Consider the following 21243-nt stretch of genomic DNA (forward strand, 5'->3'; position numbering starts at 1 on the left):
GAGCTCAATCGTCCTCCGCGAGTGGCAGGCGCACTTCGAACCGCGCCCCGGTGTCCAGGTTGTGGGCCGACAACGTCCCGCGGTGCGCCTGTACCAGGCCGGCGGCGATCGCCAGCCCGAGACCGGAACCGCTGGGGAGTGACGAATCCGACCGTGGGACACGGCCGTTAGACCCGCGATAGGCGATGTCGAAGACGCGGGCCAGATCGCTCTCGTCGATACCGACGCCGGTGTCGTCGACACGTGCCCACGCACCGTGCTCGTCGTGACCGAGGGTGAGTTCCACCCGGCCCCCTTCGGGTGTGTGGGCGATCGCGTTGGCGACCAGGTTGGACAGCACCCGCACCAGCGCACGATCGCTGCCGACCACCCGCACGGGCTGGGCCGGCAAGCTGGCCCGCAATAGCACGCCCGCGCGTTCGGCGGCGATCCGGTGGGTGGCCACCACATCGTCGACCACCTCGTCGAGCGCGACGGTGTCGTGGGCCGGCTGCACCGCCCCGGCGTTGATCTTGGACATCTCGAACAGATCATCCACCATTTCGGACAACCGAATCGATTCCTGTTCAATATGTTTCGCGTGCTGACGCGTCTCGGCCCCGTCGACCAGCCCGTCGGAGATGGCCTCGGCGACCGCGCGGATGCCGGCCAGCGGGGTGCGCAGGTCGTGGCTGACGAAGGCCACCAGCCGGCGGCGGGACTGCTCGGCGGCGCGTTCGGACGCGCGGATCTCCTGCTCCCACACGGTGCGCCGAGCCTGGTATCGGGCCAGCAGGACGGCGGCCGGAATGGTCACCACCGAGACGATGACCAGTACGACGGCGATGCGTTCGAACGTCTCGGTGATCATGAATCCACTGGCCCCGAGCACCCCCGTGAAGGTGGCCAGGGTCGGAATGAGTACGAGGGCAACCATACTGACCGCCAGCGACCACGAGCGGGCGAGTCTGATGGTGAGGGCGCCGGCGATCACCACCGGCACCGAGCAGGCAAGTGCCCAGCCCGCGATCTCCCACAAGTCCGCCGTCGGCACGCGATCAACACTCCCGGTCGTCATGGCCGTCGGTGCCCCACACGTATCCCCGGCCCCAGACGGTCTGCACGCGATGGTGCTCGCCGAGCTTGGCGCGTAACCGCTTGATGTGCACCGTCACCGTGGACAGATCGCCGAAATCCCACTGCCACACCAGTCTCAACAACTGCTCACGGGAGTACACGGTGTCCGGATGCGACATGAAGAAGACCATCAGATCGAATTCCCGGGCGGTCAGGCTGACGGGTACGCCCCCGACGGACGCCGCCCGGGCCGTCGTGTTCACGTACAACTCGCCCGCACCGAGTTCGGCGGGCACCGACGAGGGTGGTGCCGGTGCGCGGCGCAGCACAGAGCGGACGCGCAGCGCGAGTTCGCGCGGACTGAAAGGTTTGGTGAGGTAGTCGTCGGCGCCGGCCTCCAGCCCGGCAATGCGGTCATCCTCTTCACCGAGGGCGGTCAGCATGATCACGGGTACGCCGTAGTCGCCACCTCGACGCATGCTGCGGCACAGGGTCAGTCCGTCGGGGCCGGGCATCATCAGGTCCAGAACCGCCAGATCGACCTGCTCGGCTCTCAGCACCTCCCACGCCTCCACGCCGTCGCGGGCCACGGACACCTCGTGGCCGTCGCGCTCCAGGTAGCGGCGCACGACATCGAGCACGACGGGGTCGTCGTCGGCTATCAAAACGCGCGTCACCTCACCGACACTAGCGTTTTGGATGCGCGACCTGCAGCGATGTCACGGACTCGTCATCATTGCGGGGTTACGCAACGGCCGGGGCGGGAATAGGTTCGGGTTATGCCGCCCCCGAGAGTCACCGTCGTGCTGCCGTGTCTCAACGAGGCGGCATCACTTCCCGGTGTGCTGGCCGCCGTCCCGAGTGACTATCGGCCGCTGGTGGTGGACAACAACAGCACCGACGGCACTGCCGATGTCGCCCGCGCGCACGGTGCCGAAGTGGTCCACGAGTCCCGGCCCGGATACGGGTCGGCCGTACACGCCGGCGTGCAGGCCGCGGCGGGCCCGATTGTGGCGGTGCTCGACGCCGACGGCTCGCTCGACCCGGCGGCCCTACCCGCTCTGGTGGCCGAACTGGAGCGCGGCGCCGACCTCGTGGTGGGGCGCCGGCGAAGCACACCGGGCGTGGCGTGGCCCTGGCATGCGCGGCTGGGCACCGCCGCGGTGTGCTGGCGGCTGCGGACCCGTCACGGCCTGCAGGTGCACGACATCGCACCCATTCGGGTCTTCCGTCGGGACGCTTTGCTGGCATTAGAGGTAAGCGACCGGCGTTCTGGGTATCCGCTGGAACTGTTGGTCCGCGCGGCGCAGGAAGGGTGGCAAGTGGTCGAACGCGATGTCACCTATCGATCCCGCACCGGGGGAGAGTCCAAGGTAAGTGGCTCCCTGCGCGGAAGTGTCGTGGCAGCCGTCGATTTCTGGCGGGCCATCCGATGAGCGGGTGCTGTCCGGTCAACGTCCTGGTGGTCGCCAAGGCGCCGGTCCCCGGATACGCCAAGACCAGATTGGCGGCCGCCATCGGCAACGAGCGAGCCGCAGAATTTGCTGCCGCGTCACTTGCGGACACCCTGGATGCGGTGGCCGGCACACCGGTGGTGGCACGTACCGTCGCGCTCACCGGGGACCTGGAACGCGCGAGTGGCGCCGCAGAACTCCGCAGCAGGCTGGCCGACTTCACGGTCATCGCGCAGCGCGGTGACGGTTTCGCCGAACGGCTCGCCCACGCACACCACGACGCGGGCGCCCTCGGCTACCCGGTACTGCAGATCGGGATGGACACCCCACAGGTGAGTGCGCAGCTCTTGGCGGAATGTGCCGACGCGCTGCTGGGCACGCAGGCGGTACTGGGTCCGGCAGCCGACGGTGGTTGGTGGGCACTCGGCCTGCAGGACGTGTCGGTGGCCGATTGCCTACGCTCCGTGCCGATGTCGCGGGCCGACACCGGCGCCGAAACCCTGCGGGCGTTGCGCGACGTCGGGGTGGACGTGCAACTGCTTCCCACCCTGGCCGATGTCGACACCGTCGAGGACGTGGACCGGGTATGCCGAGAATGTGCGCCCGACAGCCGGTTTCGCAGCGCGGCACTGGCTTTGGAGGTGTGATGTTCGGGCAACTCTACGAGCGGGCGCTGGACGGCGAGCGCTGCTGGATCCGTCACACCGACGGCAGCGTGCACGTGCTACCGGTGCACAATTGGCTCGGCGGGCATCGCGCGGATCAGCGGTTCGATCGCGCGGTCCTCGATCGGTGCAGCGGGCCCACCATCGACCTGGGCTGCGGGCCGGGACGTCTGGTCATCGATCTGATCCGCCGGGGAGTGCCTGCGCTCGGGGTGGACCTGTCGGCCACCGCGGTCGAACTCGCCAGGCGCAGTGGGGCACCCGCGTTGCGCCGCGACGTGTTCGGTCCGCTGCCCGGCGCGGGCCGCTGGCAGACCGTCCTGTTGGCCGACGGCAATATCGGCCTGGGCGGCGACCCGTTGCGCATCCTGCGCCGGTCCGCGGAATTGCTGTGCCGCGGCGGGGTGTGCCTGACCGAGTTCGATTCAGCACCCGGCGGGGTCCGAACCCAGTGGGTGCGGCTCGAATCACCCGATACGATCGGCCCGTGGTTCCGTTGGGCCACAGTGGGATTCGATAGCATCGAGCGGGTGGCCGAGGCGGTCGGTTTGGCGGTGTCCGCCGTGCACCCGATCGGTGACCGCGTGCTGGCAAGTTTGTCGCTGCGGTGAACGGCCTGCGTGGCACCGCCGTCACCGCGCGGGTCGGCATCGCGCTCGGGATCGCCATCACCGTCTGTTTCCTCACCGGCCTGATCAGCCACTTCCTGCAGCATCCGCAGCCGTGGTTCTTCTGGCCGACGAGTCCGGTGTGGCTCTACCGCGCCACGCAGGGCGCCCACGTCATCAGCGGAATCGCGGCGATACCGCTGGTCATCGTCAAGCTGTGGTCGGTGTGGCCCAAGCTCTTCGAACGCCCCCTCATCGGCGGTGTCGTGCGGCAGTTGGAACGGCTGTCGATCCTGGTGCTGGTGGGTTCGATCCTCTTCGAACTGTCGACGGGTCTGCTCAACACCGCCCAGTGGTACGTGTTCGGCTTCTTCTTCACGACGACCCACTATGCGATGGCCTACGTGGCGGCGGGCGCGGTGCTGGTACATCTGGCGGTCAAGCTCCCGGTGATCCGGCGCGCGCTGGGGGAACCGATCGATCCGGTGACCGCGGGCGGGTCGGTCGGTCCGACGCGTCGTACCGTGCTGCGCGGCACGTGGCTGGCGGTCGGCGTGGCGGCACTGGCCACGGCCGGGCAGACGGTGCCGCTGCTGCGCCGCGTCTCCGTGCTGGCCCCCCGGTCCGGCACAGGGCCACAAGGTCTTCCGATCAATCGCAGCGCCGTGGCGGCGGGTGTGCTGCGCCGGGCGTATGCGCCGGACTACCGGTTGACGGTGGCCGACGGCGACACGGTTCGGACGTTCAGTGTCGCGGAACTCAACGGCCTGACCCAGGTGACACACCGGCTGCCGATCGCCTGTGTGGAGGGCTGGAGTGCCGACGCGGAATGGACCGGCGTGGTGCTGGCCGACCTGCTGGCGGCGGTGGGGGGAGCGCCGGACCGCGACATCCGGATGATCTCCCTGGAACCGCCCGGCCCCTACTCCCGTACGGTGCTGCCCGCCACCTTCGCCCAGGACCGGATGACGTTGATCGCGTTGCGGCTCAACGGCGAGACGCTGAACGCCGACCATGGATATCCGTGCCGGTTGATCGCGCCCTCCCGCCCGGGTGTGTTGCAGACCAAGTGGCTCACCCGCATCGAGGTGGCCCGATGAGAGCGGTGCGCGTCGTCCTGCTCGGCGTCGGCGTCGTACTCGCCGGCTGGGGGATGACGCTGTTGTGGGACAACGCGCCGGCGGTGTTACTGCGCATCGCGATGTGGGCGCTGGTTGCGGTGGTGGTTCACGACGCCGTGTTCGCGCCCCTGTGCGTGGCCGTCGGTTGGGGTGGCCGCAGGCTTCTGCCCGCAAGCTGGTGGCCGCCCGTCGCGGTCGCGGGGCTGTGCACGGTGGTGCTGCTCGTGCTGGCCATCCCGGTTTTCGACAAGCCGGGGCTGCGTCCTGACAACAACACCGTGCTCGATCGCGATTACCATCTCGGACTGTGGCTTTCGCTGACACTGGTGTGGGCGGCCGTGCCAATCTACCTGCTGACGGCCAGGTGGCTACCAGTTCGTCAGGATCAGGTGGTTGAGCGCGAGCGCACCGAGCACGTTGAGGGCGAGCCACCACCGGCGTGACGACGCAGGCAGCAGCGCGCCCGCCGCGGCCAGCCACACGGTGAACGGCAGCCAGATCCGTTCGGTTTCGGCCTTGCTCAGCATGCTCAGGTCGGCACACAGGATCGCCACCAGCGCGGCCAACACGACCAGGTGTAGGCCGGACCGCTGCCGCAGCGCGGCCAGATCGAACACCCGGCCCATCCCGGCGACCGTGCCGAGCCCGACCGCGCACACCACCGACGCCAGGTTCGCCCACACCCAGTACTGAAACGGCCGATTCACCGCGATGCCCTGCCAATAGCGTTGCTGGACCAGGGTATAGCCGTCGAACCACCAGAATCCGGCCAGCGCGAACGCCGCGACGACGGCCAGGGCGGCCGCGACGGCCGCCGACAGCACCTTCGTCGCGGTGCGTCGATCGGTGGTGAGCAACACCGCCACCGCAGGCAACGCCATCAGAACCAGGCCATAGTTGAGGAATATGCCCCAGCCCAACACCAGACCCGCGGCCGCGCCGGTGACGATCGGCCGGCGATTGCGGGTGGCCATGGCGAGCAACGCGACACCCCAGGCCGCGACGCCCGCGTAGTACCCGTCGGCCGAGACGGCGATCCAGATCGCGGTGGGCGCCACCGCGACGAACGGTGCGGCGGTCCGGGCGAGTTCGTCCCCGGACAGGACGCGGACGGTGACCACGATGGCGGCCGCCGCGCTGGAGCCGATGAGCAGACACCACAGACCCGCCCACGCGCCGCCGCTCAGGCCGATGCGATCCAGCCAGACGAAGGTCAACAGCGCCCCCGGGGGGTGCCCGGAAACATGGGTCATCCATGAGTTCGGCTGAAAATCAAGGATTCTCGACGAGAAGTCGCGCAGCGCCTCGGGAATGTCGGTGATGGTGGGTACCTGGCGCAGGTATTCGTGGCGGGCGGTGAGGCGCTCGGCGAATCCACACTGCCAGCCGTCGATCATGGCCAGGGCGAAGGCCCACACGAAGGAGGTCGCCCATACGGTCCAGGGCAGCGCGCGCCGGGGAATCCGGCTGAACACCGAAGGCCCCCACAGCACCACCGCGGATCCGAGCAGCACGGCGGGCCCGGACCCCCAGCCGACGTGGGCATTCCACCATCCGAAGATGGGGGCAGCCTGGGCGAAGTCCCTGATCTGCTGGGGCGTGCTGTTGATCAACGGCGTCACATTGCCGAGATGCAGGCGGGGCACCACGAAGGCGGCGATGACGAGCACCAGTCCGGCGCCTGCAGCCACCCATTCCCTGGTTCGTCCCGTCACCCTGACCACGTTAGGGGAGGGCGGCGCCGGGTTTGCTGACTATTCGGTGACACTTTCCCGGGCGCTGATCACGAGCAGTCGAAGCACACCCGGGCGTCCTCGTTGGCCATGTTGTGCCGGTGATGCACCAGGAAGCAACTGGTGCAGACGAATTCGTCGACCTGCTGGGGCAGGACCTTGACGGCCAGTTCTTCCCCGGACAGATCGGCCCCCGGAAGTTCGTAGACGGCGTCCATGTCCTCTGCGTCGAGCAGGTCGGTTGCGGCGTCGTCGCGGACCATCAGCAGCTGGACGGATTCGTCCGCGCTGTCACTGGTCTCGGTGCGGCGCGGGGTGTCGTAATCAGTCGTCACAGGTGGTGGCCTCTCGATACACAATCACTGACCTCAGATGGTGCGGTGATGATGCCCCGCCGGGGCGACTCTGAAACTTGCTATCAGCTGCCGGGCCATTCGCCGGTGGCCCTCTCGAAGATGCGTGCGCCCTGGCGATCGATGAGCGTCTTCACCACCGAGAAGATGACGCCCTGCAATGCCGCGGCCAGCAGGATCTGGCGCAGCGGGTAGTCGGTCTCCAACGCACTGGGTGGGTCGGGATGCCTGCCGGGCGCGGCGCGTTTCCAGACCTGTTTGAAGATCGCCCCGGCGACGACGCCGCCCGCGACGGAACTGGCCAGGCCCACCGGCCGGTACAGGACCCGCGCGGCCACGCTGGGCCGGTTGGTCGACACGGTCATGCTCGCCTCCTGCGCCGCCAGATCACGATGCCCAGCACCGCTGCCAGCGCCGCCGCCAACGGGATGATCGGACGGACGGTGCGCCGCCCGTCGGTGACCGCCGCCACCGCGTCCGATGCTTTGTGGACGGCCGCGGCCTTGGTGTCCCGCGCACGGTCGACGACGTGGTCCTTCGTCTCGGCGGCCTTGTCGTGGACGCGGCCCTTGACGTCGAGTTTGTGCGACAGCGCGTTCACCGTCTCACCCAGTTCGTCCCGGGTGCGTTCGATGTCCTTTTCGATCTCGTTGAGGCTGGCGTCGGAACTCAACGCCGGTCGAGGCTGCTCAGGTTCGGTCATGCCGGGCCTCCTTCAACTGCTCGATGTCCGTCTTCACGCTGTTGACCGCCTGCTGCGCCGGCGGGGCCACCTGCTTGACCTCCTTGGTGCCGACCGCGCCCGCAATCCCGGCTGCCACCAGCAGTGCAGCCGCGACGATCAGGCAGGCCGCCCACACCGGCACCACCAGCGCCAGTCCCGCGGCAGCGGCGGCGGCCAACGCCAGAAGGCCGACGAATGCGAGCAGTCCTGCGGTGCTGAACAGGCCTGCGCCGATTCCGGCGCGCTTGGCCGAAGCCTGAAATTCCTTCTGTGCCAACAACAACTCGTCGCGCACCAGACGTGTGGTCTGGGTCGACAGCTGTGTCATCAGCTCGGTCACCGACGCCTCGCCGGCTGGTTTGGGCGCCACGCTCACCTCGGCCATCGCGGACTACTCCCTTCGCTCACGTACTCAGGGCAGTGCCCGGCCCCATCGGGGGCTAAACATGCGGGACGCGACTGTCGCGACCGTCAATTGCAACTTCGGCCGGGCGACTGGGTATTGTCGGCTCTGTCACTGAAGCAGTGGTCAGCGCGACCAAGGGTGACCTTCATACGTACTTACGTGAAGGACGTGATCATCCATGCGCGCGCCACCGGACCCACGGCTGATGCCGGTCCCTGTGGCCGGTGACACCGGCCTACCCGACGCTCAGCGACTGTCGCTGCTGCTGGTCGAAGACGACCGCGGCGACGCCTTGCTGGTGGAAGAGCTGATCTCGGACGCCGCCATCGAGATCGACTTCGTCTGGTCGCAGTCCATCGCCGACGCCGAGAACAAGCTGGCCGCAGCCCGGCCGGACTGTGTCCTGTTGGACCTCAACCTGCCCGACGCCGACGGGATCGACGCCCTGCAACGCGTGGGCAAGCTCGATTCGACGATTCCGATCATCGTTCTCACCGGGCTCAACGACGAGCATTTCGGGGTCTCGGCGGTGGCCTCGGGCGCACAGGACTACCTGGTCAAGGGTCGCGTCGACCCGGAGATGCTGCGCCGTGCCGTCCTCTACGCGATCGAACGCAAGCGGGCCGAGCTCACAGCGGTGGACCTGCACGCCAGCCGGCTGCGCGCCCAGGAGAACAAGCGACTCGAGCGTGGGTTGCTGCCGTCCCCGCTGCTGCACGAGGAGCCGGGGGTCAACATCGTCACCCAATCGCTGCCGAGCCGGCGGGAAGCGCTGCTCGGCGGGGATTTCTACGACGTCGTGCAGACCGCGGACCGTACCGTGCACGTCATGATCGGTGACGTCGCCGGGCACGGTCCCGACGAGGCCGCCCTCGGGGTGGCATTGCGCATCGGCTGGCGGGCGCTGACCTTCGCAGGGCTGCGCGGGAATGACCGCATGCGTCAGCTGGACCGCATCCTGACGACCGAGCGGCCCGGCCGCGGCACGTTCGCCACGCTGCTCAGCGTGGCGCTGGAACCCGACACCGGCAGATTCACGGCAGTGCGGGCCGGCCATCCGGGCCTGCTGCTGCACGGCGAGGGCACCGTGGACTGGCTGGAACCGCCCGCCGGGCCGGCGTTGGGGCTCGGTGCCAGGGAATGGCCGGTCAACGAGCTGCAACTGGAGGAGGGGCACGGACTGCTCCTGCTCACCGACGGTCTGTTCGAAGGGCACGCGGGAAGCGGTGAGGAACGCCTCGGTGAGGATGGGCTGCTGGAACTCGCACGCTCGGTGGCCGCCCTGCCGGGGCCGGACTTCGTCCATGCGCTGATCAGTCAGGCCGACGCGCGGGCCAGGCCCCACGGTGGCCTCACCGACGATATTGCCGTCATCCGGGTGGAGCGGGACAACTCCGGTCACTCCGCTCGCCGGGAGTCCACCCGATGAGGCTCACCGTGCAGGGCTGGCAGAATCTGGTGCTGTCGGTGATGGGCGTGGTGGTGCTGTCGGGCGCCGTCGGCGGTGCTGTCCTGATGAGCAGGACCGATCAGGTCTCGGCCGACCTGATCGACCACATCCAGCCCGCCCGGGTGGCCGCCTACGAACTGCAGGCCGCGCTGCGCGACCAGGAGACTTCCGTCCGTGGCTATGCGATCGCCGCGGACCGGCAGTTCCTGGACCCCTACCAGGAGGGCCAGCGCAACGAAGCGAATGCGGCCCAAGACATTCGGGACCTTCTCCTAGGTCGTGATGACCTGCTCAAGTCTCTCGATGCGATCGAGGGGGCCGCGGCCCAGTGGCGGGCGGGTTACGCGGAGCCGCTGATCGCGACCGTCGTCCCGGGCCGTCCCGCCGTCGTCGCCACCGGCACGGCCGAGCGCGGAAAGACTGAATTCGACAGTCTGCGAACACTTTTCGACGCCCAGAACACCCAACTGGGCCAGGCGCGCAGCCTCGCCATCGAGGAGCTGGACTGGGTTCGCAACTGGCGGGACGGCGTGCTGGTCGCGATGGTGCTGGCGTTCTTCGTGATGGGCGCCCTGTTGGCGATCGTCGTGCGCAACGCCGTCACCCGCCCGCTGACGCAGCTGGCGGCGTCCTGCCGCAGGATCACCGAGGGCAGCTTCGGGGAGCGCATCGTCCCGCAGGGGCCCAGCGACATCCGGGCCATCGCGGCCGACGTCGAGGACATGCGGCAGCGCATCGTGGACGAGCTCGCGTCATCGCAGGAGTCGCGCGATTCCCTCGACGAACAGGCCGAGGAACTGCGGCGCTCCAACGCCGAGCTGGAACAGTTCGCGTATGTGGCCTCCCACGATCTGCAGGAGCCGTTGCGCAAGGTCGCCTCCTTCTGTCAGCTGCTGGAAAAACGCTACGGGTACAAGCTCGATGAGCGTGGCACCGAGTACATCGCGTTCGCCGTCGACGGCGCCAAGCGCATGCAGGTGCTGATCAACGACCTGCTCACCTTCTCCCGGGTCGGCAGGCTCAACGCCACGCACACCGAGGTGAACCTCGACGCGACACTGGATACCGCGCTGAAGAATCTCGCGGCGTCCATCGGGGAGTCTGGAGCCGACATCATCCGGCCATCCGATCCGCTGCCGCGCGTGGACGGTGACCCGACGCTGCTGGCGATGTTGTGGCAGAACCTCATCGGCAACGCCGTGAAGTTCCACCGGGAGGGTGTGACGCCGCGTATCGCAATCGACTGTCGGGAAGGCAGCGGCGAAGACGTCGGGAACTGGGTGTTCACGGTGTCGGACAACGGCATCGGTATCGGCGAGGAGTTCATCGAGAAGGTCTTCGTCATCTTCCAGCGGTTGCACAGCCGGGATTCCTACACCGGCACCGGCATCGGACTGGCGCTCTGTAAGAAGATCGTCGAACACCATGGCGGACTGATCCGGATCGACACCACCTACACGACCGGTACCCGCTTCATCTTCACGCTGCCCGTCACCCCCACCACCGAACCCAACCCCATCGCAGAACTCGTGTCGGAAGGAAACCGCGAATGACCCTGCCCGAGAGCAGAGCGATCGACATCCTGTTGGTCGAGGATGACCCGGGGGATGAGCTGATCACCCGGGAAGCCTTCGAGCACAACAAGATCAAGAACACGCTGCACGTCGCGCGGGACGGCGAAGAAGGCCTGGACTTCCTGTATCGCAGGGGTGTCTACGGGGACGCCCCGCGGCCGGACCTGATCCTGCTCGATCTGAACCTGCCCAAGTACGACGGGCGGCAGCTGTTGGAGAAGGTCAAGTCGGACGCGGATCTGTGCCATATCCCCGTCGTCGTGCTCACGACGTCGTCGGCGGAAGAGGACATCCTGCGCAGTTACAAGCTGCACGCCAACGCGTATGTCACCAAACCCGTGGATCTCGATCAGTTCATGAATGCGGTTCGGCAGATCGATGAGTTCTTCGTTCAGGTGGTCCGGCTGCCGCAGTTCTGATCTCGGGGACCGCGCCGATGTGATCCCACTGCAGGCTCACCCGGGTGCCCTCCGGAGTGGGGTCGATGACGGCCCGGTCGGTGAGGGCATGCATCAGCGGGATGCCGCGTCCGCGAGCGGGATTGCTGATCGAGGGATCCTTCGGGCGCCACGCGCCGTCATCGGAGATGGTCACTGTCAGCGTTCCGAGTTGCTGGTCGTGGCCCGCCTCGATGTGCATCTCCCCGGCCGGCGCGTCGACGTAGGCGAATTCGGCGGCATTGGCCAACGCCTCGTTGACCGCGAGCAGAATGTCGCTGGTTTTCGTCGCATCCAGATCGAATTGACCGTGCAGCCACTCCGAGAACTCATGGCGGACGACGGCGGCACGGTCGGGTGCCGCCGCCACGCCGGTTCGCGTAAAGCGAGCACCTGACTGCGCTTGGTCTGTCATATCGACTGCTGGCTACCCGATCGTCGTCTGTTTATGTCTTATGTCGTCACTGCACTGAGAGCTTCGTCAAGCGAGACATACAGATCGACGACATCGGCGATCCCGACCAGCTTGAGCGGCCTGCTCGTCGCCGGCCCGTCGGCGACCACGGCGAAGCGCACGGCCGGCGTCAGGTCGCCGTGGGCGGCCACCAGAAGTCCCATTCCTGCGGATGCCAGGAAGTCCACGCCCCCCAGATCCACCACCACCGCCTGTGGCGAGGTCGCCGCGGCCGCGGCGATGGCCGCCTCCAACTGGGGTGCGGTGAGCATGTCGAGCGTGCCCGTCACCGAGACCACGCTCACATCACCGACCCGCTTCTCTTCGACGGTGCACGTCGCCGTCGCCGCATTGCCGGGGGATGGATCTGGTTGGCTGGTCATCGCCACCTCCGAGGTGTTCGTGCCTGACTCCGGTAGTCGCCAGAGTCTAACGAGGAGTACGGCGTGCGCGACTGATCCCTCGGATCGCTGTCGATCACGGCTTGACCGCGGCGATGACGGCCAGCGTCTCGATGCGCTTGCCGACCGGGAGCAGCCCGGTCTCTTCCAGCCAGGCGGCCCGGCTGTGCAGTACCGGTCCGAACGGCACCCGCTTCTGGGCGACCACCGAGCTGCGTAGGCCATTGGCCTGCAGCGTGTTGACGGTCCGGGAGATGTCGGCGAGTTCGGACTGCACGATGAGCAACGTGCCGCGCCTGCGCAGCAGCGCGGGGGCCGCCGCGCACAGCGGATCCAGCACCTGCCGGCCATCACGGCCACCGTTGACCGCCAGCGCGAGGCCGGTCGCGTCGGCTCCGCCCGTCGGAGGTTCCGGCACGTACGGCGGATTGCAGACGACGAGGTCGTAAGGGCCGGTCGAGATGGCAAGTGTCCAGGCGCCCTCGAACACGTCGATGTCGGCGTCTGCGTCGAGGGCGTTGAGGCGTGCGCATTCGACAGCGGCGGGTGAACGGTCGAAGGCATTCACCGCATCGGCGCCACCAGCGGCGGCGGCCAGCGCGACCACCCCGGAACCCGTGCACAGATCGGCGACGGTCAAGCCCTCCGGCGGTGCGACCGACGTCATGGCCTCGATGAGCAGATAGGAGTCGTGCTGCGGTTCGTAGACGTCCGGACCCACATCGAGAAAACGACCGGTGGCGGCGGGTTTGACGAAGCCATCGGCAATGACGGTCATTGGATCCTTCCTGGGCGAACACACGCGATCCGCGTGAGCGGACGGCTCATAGTTCCCAGTTCTCGGTCTCGCTAAACCCTCGCGCGGCATTCACCGCACCGCGAGCGTCCGGCCGAACGACGGCGTCTGCTGAACATCGAGGTCAGGCCACGGCGGCATCCGCGGTCATAGGCTGCACGCAGGAGACACAGTCAGTCGAGTCGATGTCGAACTGACCACACGCGGGGCAGATAAACGGGATCACGAGCGTCTCCTCCAGCTGGCGGTCCGGCGCCGGCGCGGCGCGGCTGCCACCCTGTACCCCGTGCAGGGCATCCTCGAAACCCGATTGATCGGGCCGCTCTGCTTCCGCCGCCTCCGCCTGCGGGGCTACCCCATCGGTTAGGTTTCTCGTGTGGTGGAGGCACAGGACGGCGGATCCGACGTCTCACCGGTGGAGCAGGCGCTGGCGGGCGGCATTCCCCAGCGGGTGGGCTGGTATCGCTTCTATTTCGCCGATGAGCGCTGGGAGTGGTCGCCGGAGGTGGAGGCCATTCACGGCTATGTGCCGGGCACGGCCGAGCCGACCACGGAGCTGGTGCTCAAACACAAGCACGCCGACGACTACGACGAGGTCGCCGCGACGCTGGACGACATCCGGCGCACGCACAAACCGTTCAGCACCCGTCACCGCGTCATCACCGTGCAGGACACCATCCGTGAAGTCGTGGTGATCGGCGAACCATTGCGTGACGACGCCGGCGCGGTGGTCGGCACCCAGGGCTACTACATCGACGTCACACCGGCCCGCGACGCGCTGATCTCCGATGCGGTGGCAGAGATCGCCGACAACCGCGCGGTGATCGAGCAGGTGAAAGGCGTCTTGTGCCTGGTCTACCGGATCGAACCGGAGGTCGCGTTCGACGTGCTCAGGTGGCGGTCGCAGGAGACGAACGTGAAGCTACGCGCGCTCGCGGAACAACTGAAGGCCGATTTCGCGCAGATCGGCGGCGGTGAACGGCTGCCGCCCAGGGATGTCTTCGATCGACTGCTCGTGACGGCGCATCAACGGATCAGAGCGCGCACCGCCCAGCGGCCGCGCTAAATCCGGTCGGGGACCAGCCGCGGGAATCCCCGCGCACCGCGTCGCGTACAGCCGAGCGCGGCGGTCACATTCGCGCGGGCCGGCAGCACGGCGTCGGGATCGCAGATGCGCAGGACGCGGTCCACCTCGCCGCTCGGGACCATGGCCCAATTGACTCCGTGACCGGCGGCGCGGGTGTTCACCGCATGCACGGCCGACAAGGCTTCGGTGCCGAAGAACCGGACGGCGCTGAGGTCGACGATCAGTCGCTCGGCGAAGGGCAGTACTGCCGAGATGTATTCGGTGAATGCGGGCGAGTTGGACGCGTCGAGTTCGCCGTGCGCGGTGACCGCGGCGGTCGACGTCTCCAGCCAGCACGTGGAAAAGGACGCGAGATTGCTCTGCGGGGCGGGTATTCGCCCCGTAGTCGAAAGCGTTGTCATGGTGACTCCATCAGTCGGAATACACGTATTCGACCTGCGGCTCAGTCTCGATGACGTCGGTACTGATGTTCGGACCGTCAGGTGGACGTCCCGCAGCGGCTGTGAACTCAACCCGGCCCGACCCTACGGTAGGGCTCCTCTACCGCACAATCGCCGCCGTCGCGCGCCGAAGTGCCATCTGCCGGTTTGTCCGTCGTCGCACGCGGGTAGACCAACGGTGGACCAGTCGGACGAGCAGCGCCAATGATGTTGCGTAGCAGCCGATTGTGTGATGTGGGCCGCACCTCGTGTGTCGGCCCGGTTACATCTGGCTTTTCGGCGTTTCTTGTTTACCCGGCTGGGGTATGCAGAGATGATGTCGTACACCGATCCTGTAGAAATTTGGCCGGGCAAAGCGTATCCACTGGGCGCGACCTATGACGGGTATGGCACCAACTTCTCGGTGTACTCAGAAGTTGCCGAGCAGGTCGAACTGTGCCTGTTCGATGCCGAGGGCGCCGAGACCCGGGTGGTATTGCCGGAGGTCGATGCCTTCGTCTGGCACGGAATGATCCCCGGCATCGAACCCGGCCAGCGGTACGGCTACCGCATCCACGGCCCCTACGATCCGGCCAACGGTCAGCGGTGCAATCCCAACAAGTTGCTCGTGGACCCGTATGCCAAAGCCATTGACGGCCAATTCCAATGGGAGCAAAGTCTTTTCGGATACGACTTCGGCGACCCCGACAGCCGTAACGACGAGGATTCCGCGGCGAGCATGCCGAAGTCGGTGGTGATCAACCCCTTCTTCGACTGGGGTGTGGACCGGCCGCCGAACCACGAATACGCGGACACGGTGATCTATGAGGCGCACGTCAAGGGTCTGACGCAGACCCACCCCGACATCCCCGAGCAGATGCGCGGCACCTATGCCGCCGTCGGGCATCCGGTGATCATCGACCACCTCAAAGCGTTGGGCGTCAATGCGATCGAACTGATGCCGATCCATCACTTCGCGAACGACTCCACGTTGATAGACAAGGGACTGTCCAACTACTGGGGCTACAACACCATCGGATTCTTCGCCCCGGACGACAAATACAGCGCCACCACCACCCCCGGCGGGCAGGTGCAGGAATTCAAGGCGATGGTGCGTGCCCTGCACGAGGCCGACATCGAGGTCATCCTCGACGTCGTCTACAACCACACTGCCGAGGGGAATCACCTCGGGCCCACGATCGGGTTCCGGGGTATCGACAACTCCGCCTATTACCGGTTGATGGAGGACGACGGCCGCTACTACATGGACTACACCGGCACCGGTAACAGCCTGAACGTGCGCAATCCCCATGCGCTGCAGCTGATCATGGACTCGTTGAGGTACTGGGTCACCGAGATGCACGTGGACGGATTCCGGTTCGACCTGGCCGCGACACTGGCCCGGGAGTTCTACGATGTCGACCGGCTGTCGTCGTTCTTCGAACTGGTACAACAGGATCCGACGGTCAGCCAGGTCAAACTGATCGCCGAACCCTGGGATGTCGGGCCGGGTGGCTATCAGGTGGGCAACTTTCCCCCGCAGTGGACCGAATGGAACGGCAAGTACCGCGACACGGTCCGCGACTACTGGCGCGGCGAACCGGCCACCCTCGACGAGTTCGCCTCCCGGTTGACCGGATCGGCGGACCTCTACGAGCACACCGGCCGCCGGCCCGTGGCCTCGATCAACTTCATCACCGCGCACGACGGCTTCACGCTGCGAGATCTGGTGTCGTACAACGACAAACACAACGACGCCAACGGCGAGGACAACAACGACGGCGAGAGTCACAACCGGTCCTGGAACTGCGGGGTCGAGGGCCCGACCGACGATGCGACGGTCAACGAGTTGCGCGGCCGCCAACAGCGCAACCTCCTCACGACGTTGCTTTTGTCCCAGGGTGTGCCGATGATCTGCCACGGCGACGAGTTGGGCAGAACGCAGAAGGGCAACAACAACGTCTACTGCCAGGACAATGAGCTGTCCTGGATCGACTGGGCGAACGCCGACACCGAGTTGATCGACTTCACCCGGCGCGTTTCCGCGCTGCGCACCGCACACCCGGCGTTCCGGCGCCGCCGATTCTTCGATGGCAGACCCGTCCGGCAGCGCTCCAAAGAAGGGCAGCCCGACATCGCCTGGCTCCGGCCGGACGGCACGGTGATGGGTGACGATGACTGGGACAGTGGCTTCGGGAAGTCGGTCGCGGTGTTCATCAACGGCAACGGCATCCCCGATCGGGATACCCGGGGCCAGCGCATCACCGACGATTCGTTCTTGATGTGCTTCAACGCCCACCATGAGTCCATCCAGTACGTCGTTCCGCCCGCGGAATTCGCCGCCCGCTGGGAGCCGGTGCTCTACACCGCCGATGCCGTGCACGTGGAGGGCGCCAAGCCGGTCGATGCCGGGCAGACGATCACCATCGACGCCCGGTCCACGCTGGTGCTCCGTGCGGTTGCGCCGCCGACGTGACCGCGGTCACGCCGTCTGACCAGGCCTCACCTCCACCACAGCAGGTTTGAAGCGATGCCCCTGCGGGGTATCAACCGGTCACGAGTTCCTCGGACGAAAGGTAGAACCATGGGCGACAGCGGACCCGAAGAAGCCGTGAAGGGCATTGTCGAAGACGTCAAGGGCAAGGCGAAGGAAGTCATCGGCATCGTGACCGATCGCGACGACCTTCGCGAAGAGGGCCAGGCCCAGCAGGACAAGGCCGACGCCGCGCGCGACGTCGCCAAGAAGGAAGCCGAAGCCGAGGCCGCCCGTGCTGCCGAGAGTGCCGCCGAAGCGCGCCAGAAGGCCGCCGAATAACCGCAGTTTCCACCGAGCGGCAGGAGTCATATGGCTCCTGCCGCTCGTCTGCTGCACTGAGATTGAGGATGCCCGATGCGGGATTTCACCTGTCCGAACTGCGGACAGCGACTGTCGTTCGAGAACTCGGTATGCCTGAGTTGTAAGAGCAGACTGGGCTTTTCGCTGGACCAGATGGCCTTTCTGGTGATCGCCGAGGAAGACGTGGCCGATCAGGCCGGTTCCGTCGCCGACACCGAGTATCAGTTGTGCGCCAATCTGCATATCGCCAAATGCAATTGGATCGTCCCGTTCGCGCGGGTGCGCAGATTGTGCGAATCCTGCACGCTGACACGCACCCGGCCCAACGACGCCGACAGCAAGGCGATGGCCGCCTTCGCGCAGGCCGAGAAGGCCAAGCGTCGGATGATCGTCGAATTGCACGAGCTGGGGTTGCCGATCGAGGGTCGCGATGTCGACCCGGAGTTCGGCCTGGCGTTCGACCTGCTGTCGAGCGAACAGGAAAAGGTGTTCACCGGCCACGAGAACGGGGTCATCACACTGGATCTGGCCGAAGGGGACGATGTCCACCGTGAGCAGCTCCGCATCGCGATGGAGGAGCCCTATCGGACGTTGCTCGGGCATTTCCGGCACGAGGTGGGGCACTACTACTTCTACCGGCTGATCGCGCCCGTGGCGGCCTACGCCGAACAGTTCGAGGAGTTGTTCGGCGACCCCGACGCGGACTACCAGGAGGCGCTGGACCGCCACTACAACGACGGACCACCCGCCGACTGGAAGCGGGATTACGTCTCGTCCTACGCCACGATGCACCCGGCCGAAGACTGGGCCGAGACGTTCGCGCACTACCTGCACATCCGGGACACCCTCGATACGGCCGCCGCGTTCGGGTTCGCGCCCGCCGGCGCGACCTACGATCGGCGAGTGCTCGGTCCGAGCGGGTTCGGCACGCTCACCGACATGTGGCTGCCCTTGTCGTGGGGACTGAACATGGTCAACCGGTCGATGGGCAAGGACGATCTCTATCCGTTCGTGCTGACGGCCACGGTGCTGGACAAGATGCGCTTTCTGCACACGGTCGTCGACGAGAGCACGGCCTCGGTTTAGTCCACCTACGTGCGGGTATACACATTCGTGCCGCCGACTGCCACAAACCTCCAGCCCGCCCTGCCGTCAGCTGTAGGACCGGTGAGCGGGGCGCTCCTCGACCATCTCGCCTGCCGGGCACCCCGGCGTCACTACGTCCCGGTCCCCGCGCCGGTGGCCGATACCGAGCCCCTCGGCCAGGATCTGCAGCTGGCGCTGTACGTGAGTTACGAGCTGCACCACCGGGGTTTCGCCGGTGTCGACCCGCGTTGGGAATGGGATCCGGGGGTGCTGCAGCTGCGGTCCCGTCTGGAAGAGGCCTTCGGGACGGCGTTGCGTGGCGGCATCGGAGACGTCTCGCAGACCAAGGCTGTCGACGAGATCCCGCGGTTGTGCACGCAGCCTTCGCCGCTGGCGGAGTATCTGCGTGAGCACGGCACGTGGGCGCAGATGCGCGAGTACTTCGTGCAGCGGTCGGTGTATCGGGTCAGAACCGACGACGCATCGTCCGCGGACGGGATGACGCCGGCCAAGTTCGGCGAATCAGCCTTCGGTGCAACAGATCACGCCCCGAGGCGACGGTTCGCCGAGGTGCTCCGGGCGGCCGGACTGGACGCTACATATCTGCACTATCTCGACGAGGCGAGTGCCGAGGCGCTGGCCATGGTCAACATGATGTCGATGTTCTCGCTGCACGGGAATCTGCGTGGCGCCGCTTCCGGTCAGGTGCTGGCCACCAGGATTGCCGTGCGCAGCGCGTCGGCCGGATTGGTGGACGCGCTGGTGCGGTTCGGCGCTCCGCAGCCCTGTGTGCAGTTCTACCGGGACAACGTCCGCACTGGGCTGAAGGCGCGGTGCGAAACGGTGGGCGCGCTGCTGGACGCCGAACCGGAACTGGAATCCGAAGTGGTGCTGGGTATCCGGGCGTTCGAGCTTCTGGAGCGACGATTCACGACGCGCTTGCTGACACGCTGGGTCGAGCAGGGAGCCCCGGATCGCCAGGAAACTCAGGCGGATCGGTCCATCAGATAGTCCGAGCCGCCGACGTAGACGACGCCGGGATGATGGGGCGAGCGGGCCGCACCGGCGATCGCGGAGGCGAACTCTTCGACGGTCGGCAGCGGAGCATAGGCGCGGCGGGCGTCCACCGCGTCGGGATCGCGGCGCTGCAGCAGCCGGATGATGATGGTCCCGTCGATCATGTCGCCGGAGACCACGGTGAAATGGATGCCGTGCCGGTCGAATTCACGCTTCATCCCGTGCAGGGCGGTCTCCCCGGCGCGCTTGCTCAGTGCGATGGGCGCGTAGCCCTTGGGCACGGCCTTGTGCGGATAGAAGTGCGCCTGATGGCTGGTGACGAACACGATGCGGGCACCGACGGGCATGAGAGGGAGGGCCAGCTCGACGAGCCGCCGCTGCGAGTCGCGGTTGAGCCGCATGGCGTAGCCGGAGTCCGCGCCGAGCTCCAGGCCGCCCGAGGCGTTGAGGACCAACATGTCGAGCCGACCGAAGCGCTGCCCGATCTCGGTGATCATGGCGGCCGCCGCAGCCTCGTCGGCGATGTCGGCACCGACGGTGGAGGCCTGGCCACCCAGCAGGCGGATGTCGTCGGCGACGGCTTCGGCGCGGGCGGATTTCTCGCGGTAGTTGACGACGACGTGGGTGCCCGGCTCGGCGAGCTGGCGCGCGACCTCGGCGCCGATTCCGCGGGACGCTCCGGTGACCAAGACGATCCGGGTGTCGTGCATATCGGTTCCTTCCGCTGATCACAGGGGAGAACACTCCACCCGTGCTGGCACCTACAACGGTCACCCTACACGGAAATTAAGAATATTAAGAGATACCTAAGGTAACGGTAAGGTGTAGGGGTGGTCGAGTTCGGCACCCGTCCGTAAGTTCGACGCACCACGGTGTGGCTCACAGTGGGCCGCCCGTGCCTGCGTGAACAGGTGAGTGCGGACAACGACCGGTGGGAGCTGTGTCACCTCGATGAGGACTGGTCGCAGGCGAAGGATCTCGCGGAATCGTTGCCGGACAAGCTCGCCCAGATGCGGGACACGGTGTGCGGGTTGCCTACACGTAGGGATCCTCAGCGGTTGCTGTAGATCCGGACTGGATCGATCAGCACCGCGGTGCGTCCCTGTTCACGCATCACCCGGTCGTAGGCGTCCCAGTCGTCATGCGTGCCGCCGGCTGCCGTGAAGATCTCGCGCAGCAAGAGGCGCAGCCGGTCGGGATCTGGCAGCCATGGTTGCGGATCGGCCGGGCCGGCCAGTTCGGCACGACCCTCGACCGTGGCCCACTGCCAGCCGGACCGGAAGGTCACCGAGATCTGCGGACGAGCACGCAGATTGGCCAGTTTCACCGGCCCGTAGGTGACGAATCCCAACACCGGAGCCGCCGTCAACGGATGCGGCAACACTCCAGCATTGATCAGCGACGACTGAATGGTGGCGTCGGCGCGCAGGGTGGACACCACAGCCAGGCCTTGATCCGCTGCGGCCAACGCGGCCGCCTCCTGCAGTGTCGGCATCTCGTATTCCTTCCCGGCAACATACGCACACCGTGATCCGAACCCTTATGCCGTTCTACCCGCGAAACCTA

26 protein-coding genes are annotated in these 21243 nt (G+C 66.9%); 13 read left to right on the plus strand and 13 right to left on the minus strand.

Annotation, left to right across the window (positions count from 1 at the left end):
* Positions 1-4 precede the first annotated feature (4 nt).
* Entirely contained in the window at positions 5-1033 is a 1029-nt protein-coding gene (locus tag AC1DY7_RS25460) for a sensor histidine kinase (RefSeq protein ID WP_477496521.1), read from the minus strand.
* A 4-nt stretch (positions 1034-1037) separates the two neighbouring features.
* Complete coding sequence (locus AC1DY7_RS25465; RefSeq protein ID WP_477496522.1) at positions 1038-1733, minus strand: response regulator transcription factor; 696 nt, start codon at positions 1731-1733, stop codon at positions 1038-1040.
* Between the two features lie 102 nt (positions 1734-1835).
* Here AC1DY7_RS25465 and AC1DY7_RS25470 point away from each other — a divergent pair, with 102 nt between their 5' ends.
* Genes AC1DY7_RS25470 through AC1DY7_RS25490 form a run of 5 tightly spaced genes read left to right on the plus strand, consistent with a single transcriptional unit; the run spans position 1836 to position 5347 of the window.
* Positions 1836-2492 carry a glycosyltransferase family 2 protein gene (locus tag AC1DY7_RS25470; RefSeq protein WP_477496523.1) on the plus strand — a complete coding sequence of 219 codons (657 nt, stop codon included), beginning with the start codon at positions 1836-1838 and terminating at the stop codon, positions 2490-2492.
* Positions 2489-3157 (plus strand): TIGR04282 family arsenosugar biosynthesis glycosyltransferase, encoded by a 669-nt coding sequence (locus AC1DY7_RS25475; protein WP_477496524.1) that lies wholly within the window; start codon positions 2489-2491, stop codon positions 3155-3157. The genes AC1DY7_RS25470 and AC1DY7_RS25475 overlap by 4 nt, the downstream gene beginning before the upstream one ends.
* Positions 3157-3786, plus strand: coding sequence for a class I SAM-dependent methyltransferase (locus AC1DY7_RS25480; protein WP_477496525.1), 630 nt, complete (start codon positions 3157-3159; stop codon positions 3784-3786). The genes AC1DY7_RS25475 and AC1DY7_RS25480 overlap by 1 nt, the downstream gene beginning before the upstream one ends.
* A gap of 5 nt (positions 3787-3791) precedes the next feature.
* A complete protein-coding gene (locus AC1DY7_RS25485; protein WP_477496752.1) occupies positions 3792-4883 on the plus strand; it encodes a molybdopterin-dependent oxidoreductase in 1092 nt (363 codons plus the stop codon).
* Positions 4880-5347, plus strand: a complete 468-nt coding sequence (locus AC1DY7_RS25490) for a hypothetical protein (protein ID WP_477496526.1) — start codon at positions 4880-4882, stop codon at positions 5345-5347. Before AC1DY7_RS25485 ends, AC1DY7_RS25490 begins: the two co-directional genes overlap by 4 nt.
* On the opposite strand, the gene AC1DY7_RS25495 is transcribed toward AC1DY7_RS25490, so the two are convergent.
* From AC1DY7_RS25495 to AC1DY7_RS25515, 5 genes are all read right to left on the minus strand, one after another.
* A complete protein-coding gene (locus AC1DY7_RS25495) occupies positions 5273-6619 on the minus strand; it encodes a hypothetical protein (RefSeq protein WP_477496527.1) in 1347 nt (448 codons plus the stop codon). The genes AC1DY7_RS25490 and AC1DY7_RS25495 overlap by 75 nt on opposite strands.
* Before the next feature lie 68 nt (positions 6620-6687).
* Positions 6688-6972 carry a DUF4193 family protein gene (locus tag AC1DY7_RS25500; RefSeq protein WP_477496528.1) on the minus strand — a complete coding sequence of 95 codons (285 nt, stop codon included), beginning with the start codon at positions 6970-6972 and terminating at the stop codon, positions 6688-6690.
* An 83-nt stretch (positions 6973-7055) separates the two neighbouring features.
* A complete protein-coding gene (locus AC1DY7_RS25505) occupies positions 7056-7355 on the minus strand; it encodes a DUF4235 domain-containing protein (protein WP_477496529.1) in 300 nt (99 codons plus the stop codon).
* Positions 7352-7693, minus strand: coding sequence for a DUF3618 domain-containing protein (locus AC1DY7_RS25510; RefSeq protein WP_477496530.1), 342 nt, complete (start codon positions 7691-7693; stop codon positions 7352-7354). Before AC1DY7_RS25510 ends, AC1DY7_RS25505 begins: the two co-directional genes overlap by 4 nt.
* On the minus strand, positions 7680-8099 hold the full coding sequence (locus AC1DY7_RS25515; RefSeq protein WP_477496531.1) for a phage holin family protein: 420 nt from the start codon (positions 8097-8099) through the stop codon (positions 7680-7682). The genes AC1DY7_RS25510 and AC1DY7_RS25515 overlap by 14 nt, the downstream gene beginning before the upstream one ends.
* Before the next feature lie 199 nt (positions 8100-8298).
* On the opposite strand from AC1DY7_RS25515, the gene AC1DY7_RS25520 reads away from it, so the two are divergent.
* The 3 genes from AC1DY7_RS25520 to AC1DY7_RS25530 are packed head-to-tail and all read left to right on the plus strand — an operon-like array spanning position 8299 to position 11563.
* On the plus strand, positions 8299-9549 hold the full coding sequence (locus tag AC1DY7_RS25520) for a PP2C family protein-serine/threonine phosphatase (protein ID WP_477496532.1): 1251 nt from the start codon (positions 8299-8301) through the stop codon (positions 9547-9549).
* Entirely contained in the window at positions 9546-11123 is a 1578-nt protein-coding gene (locus AC1DY7_RS25525; protein WP_477496533.1) for a sensor histidine kinase, read from the plus strand. Before AC1DY7_RS25520 ends, AC1DY7_RS25525 begins: the two co-directional genes overlap by 4 nt.
* Entirely contained in the window at positions 11120-11563 is a 444-nt protein-coding gene (locus AC1DY7_RS25530) for a response regulator (RefSeq protein WP_477496534.1), read from the plus strand. Before AC1DY7_RS25525 ends, AC1DY7_RS25530 begins: the two co-directional genes overlap by 4 nt.
* Here the strand turns inward: AC1DY7_RS25530 and AC1DY7_RS25535 are convergent.
* From AC1DY7_RS25535 to AC1DY7_RS25545, 3 genes are all read right to left on the minus strand, one after another.
* Entirely contained in the window at positions 11499-11951 is a 453-nt protein-coding gene (locus AC1DY7_RS25535) for an ATP-binding protein (protein ID WP_477496535.1), read from the minus strand. The two genes, AC1DY7_RS25530 and AC1DY7_RS25535, sit on opposite strands and share 65 nt — an antisense overlap.
* Positions 11952-12034: 83 nt before the next feature.
* A complete protein-coding gene (locus AC1DY7_RS25540) occupies positions 12035-12418 on the minus strand; it encodes an STAS domain-containing protein (protein ID WP_477496536.1) in 384 nt (127 codons plus the stop codon).
* A 94-nt stretch (positions 12419-12512) separates the two neighbouring features.
* Positions 12513-13214 (minus strand): HemK2/MTQ2 family protein methyltransferase, encoded by a 702-nt coding sequence (locus AC1DY7_RS25545; protein ID WP_477496537.1) that lies wholly within the window; start codon positions 13212-13214, stop codon positions 12513-12515.
* Positions 13215-13608: 394 nt separating this feature from the next.
* On the opposite strand from AC1DY7_RS25545, the gene AC1DY7_RS25550 reads away from it, so the two are divergent.
* Entirely contained in the window at positions 13609-14298 is a 690-nt protein-coding gene (locus tag AC1DY7_RS25550; protein WP_477496538.1) for a PAS and ANTAR domain-containing protein, read from the plus strand.
* Here AC1DY7_RS25550 and AC1DY7_RS25555 read toward each other — a convergent pair.
* Complete coding sequence (locus tag AC1DY7_RS25555; RefSeq protein WP_477496539.1) at positions 14295-14720, minus strand: STAS domain-containing protein; 426 nt, start codon at positions 14718-14720, stop codon at positions 14295-14297. The genes AC1DY7_RS25550 and AC1DY7_RS25555 overlap by 4 nt on opposite strands.
* Positions 14721-15072: 352 nt before the next feature.
* On the opposite strand from AC1DY7_RS25555, the gene glgX reads away from it, so the two are divergent.
* From glgX to AC1DY7_RS25575, 4 genes are all read left to right on the plus strand, one after another.
* A complete protein-coding gene (glgX, locus tag AC1DY7_RS25560) occupies positions 15073-17214 on the plus strand; it encodes a glycogen debranching protein GlgX (protein WP_477496540.1) in 2142 nt (713 codons plus the stop codon).
* A gap of 108 nt (positions 17215-17322) precedes the next feature.
* On the plus strand, positions 17323-17553 hold the full coding sequence (gene mbp1, locus AC1DY7_RS25565; RefSeq protein WP_090358965.1) for a microaggregate-binding protein 1: 231 nt from the start codon (positions 17323-17325) through the stop codon (positions 17551-17553).
* A gap of 75 nt (positions 17554-17628) precedes the next feature.
* Positions 17629-18660 carry a zinc-binding metallopeptidase family protein gene (locus AC1DY7_RS25570; protein ID WP_477496541.1) on the plus strand — a complete coding sequence of 344 codons (1032 nt, stop codon included), beginning with the start codon at positions 17629-17631 and terminating at the stop codon, positions 18658-18660.
* A gap of 81 nt (positions 18661-18741) precedes the next feature.
* Positions 18742-19671, plus strand: a complete 930-nt coding sequence (locus AC1DY7_RS25575; RefSeq protein ID WP_477496542.1) for an iron-containing redox enzyme family protein — start codon at positions 18742-18744, stop codon at positions 19669-19671.
* Here the strand turns inward: AC1DY7_RS25575 and AC1DY7_RS25580 are convergent.
* Together AC1DY7_RS25580 and AC1DY7_RS25585 are read right to left on the minus strand one after the other, a co-directional pair.
* Positions 19647-20387 (minus strand): SDR family oxidoreductase, encoded by a 741-nt coding sequence (locus AC1DY7_RS25580; protein WP_477496543.1) that lies wholly within the window; start codon positions 20385-20387, stop codon positions 19647-19649. The genes AC1DY7_RS25575 and AC1DY7_RS25580 overlap by 25 nt on opposite strands.
* Before the next feature lie 341 nt (positions 20388-20728).
* Positions 20729-21172: a TIGR03618 family F420-dependent PPOX class oxidoreductase gene (locus AC1DY7_RS25585; protein ID WP_477496544.1), complete on the minus strand. Its 444-nt coding sequence runs from the start codon at positions 21170-21172 to the stop codon at positions 20729-20731.
* Positions 21173-21243: the final 71 nt, after the last annotated feature.

The organism is Mycobacterium sp. P2_H7, from assembly GCF_056403275.1.